This is a genomic window from Cellulomonas sp. P5_C6 (assembly GCF_054049635.1).
Genome location: NZ_JBFULZ010000331.1, coordinates 1 through 2,008, shown reverse-complemented (window position 1 = coordinate 2,008; position 2,008 = coordinate 1). Strand labels below are relative to the sequence as shown.

The 2,008-nt window shown below is 65.0% G+C and carries 1 pseudogene; it reads right to left on the bottom strand.

The annotated features are described in order from the left end of the window. Positions 1-1,665: 1,665 nt before the first annotated feature. Positions 1,666-2,008: pseudogene (locus ACXJKG_RS20815) on the bottom strand (hypothetical protein); the annotation flags it as partial.

The window sequence follows — 2,008 nt, the reverse complement described above, 5'->3', positions numbered from 1 at the left end:
CGAATCGTCCCCGCGGGAGGAGGGTCCCGCGCGTCCGGTCCTCTCCCGGGACCTGGACCAATCCACGCTTGAGGGACTCCCACGGAACGCTCACCACCAGCGACAGGACGGGCGACATGACGACCACAACAACGCCGACTGAAACCGGCCCGACGATCGTGCGCGTACATGACGCCCGGGCCGACGTATCCAGCTGGGACGCGTGGTCCCACGCCTCGGCCAGGGACGAGGTCACTGCCGCCGGTCATGACCCACCCCGGCGACTCGACCAGCTGCTCGATTAGGAGGAGAAGCGCATCGCCCCGCAGAAGCCTCAATGCAATCCGTGGTCGCTGGCCCCTCACGTCCGGCGGCGACACGGTGGACGAACCGAAGTCGCAGCAGCAGCGGCGCGGCTATCCACATTCACGGACACGGGGCCGACCGGCCCGGCCCGCGAACGGGTGACTCTCGGTCGCTCGTGAGAGGTTCCGTCCCGACGCTCACGTGGAAATCGCGGGGTGCGCCGTTCATCCTGCGAATGGTGCGCGTGAGTATCGCTTCAGTCTTCGATTCGAGACGGTGCGACCATTATGGTCGTACCTTGGGCCATCGAACTTCCAGGCCTCCTCGTTGTTGAGGTTATCGTGACAGCAAACTGCACATTGCCAATCCGTCCAAAGGCGACGCAATCGGCGATCGATGACGGCCCGCTTGCTACGGACGAGCACGTGACGCTGTCGGTATCTACATGGAGCCCAAAAGCTTCTAGTAGCGAGCGGGCACTGGCGTCCAGGGGTCCGTCGCTATGCGCCTCGCTCGTGAAGCACTTCGCGTCCTGGACGGGGCAGTCGCTGCTTTGCTCATATCCTGGTGGCGGCGTCAATTCCGCCACAGCCGCGCGAACTGTCCCCTCATCTTTGGGGGCGATGGGCCTGTCGCTAGCGGCACAGCCAGCCGCGAACAACGTGACAAGCGTCAACAACGCCGTAACGCGTGCCCGGAACAGGCTAGGCATGAGAGATGTCCTCCGAACGAAACCGATGGCGCATGGTAAGCGGTCCGGGATCGCAGCAGCGGCGGCGCGGTTGTCCGCGTTGATCGGCACGGTCACGGGCGGGCCGACCGGCTCGGCCTGGGAGCGGATGACCTCCGGCGACTCGTGAGAAGTTCGTGAGAGGCAGACACCGCCCGGGCCGTACCCGGAGCTAGGTGGGTACGGCCCTCGCGGTCTGTTTCCGCACGTCAGACACGGCTTCCGTGCCTCGCGGATCTGTCGGGCTGACAGGATTTGAACCTGCGATCCCTCGAAGAAATCCGGGGGCCGAAAGTGTCTCCCTCGGTATCTCGCACCACCTGGCGAAACTGCGTGTGATCTGCAAATTTGGGCGACGCGCAGCCGCGACGACCCCGCATTGGTGACTGTTGTCGAGTGTCGCTGTGCACAGAATTCGTGGGGTAAACGTGGGGGTGGGATCCCCTTGGGCGCGCTTGCTGATCTCTAAGCATGCCTCCAGCTGCAACGCCTCGGCCAGGACGAGGTCACAGCTCGACGATCTGACGATCTCGAGTCGTACACAACTGGCGGCACTTCGCGCCGCGCGGCCGTCGCGTCGACTCTCCGACGGACCGATTGCACCTCGCTTCGGGCTTCAGAGACCTTGCTCGACCCTTCGAGACAGCTGGTTACCCGCCTCCGATGCCGCCGACGAGGATGCTGGTCACGATCACGGAGGTGATGGTGACCGTGGCGAAGCCGGCGACGATCATCTTGGGCAGGATCTCGTGCTCGATGGCGGCGGTCTCTTCGGGTGAGTCCCCGGCGCCGCGGGCGGCTTCTTGGGCCAGGATCATGGTGCCTGGGAAACCGTAGAGCGCGGTCAGCCCGATTGCGACCGACATCGGGACGCTGTAGCCGAGGAGCTTGCCGACGAGGGCGGAGAACAGCCCGATGCCCACGATGCCGAAGACGAAGGCGATGACCAGCGGCTTGGCCAGCGCGGAGACGTCGGACGGTTCGATCGTCGCG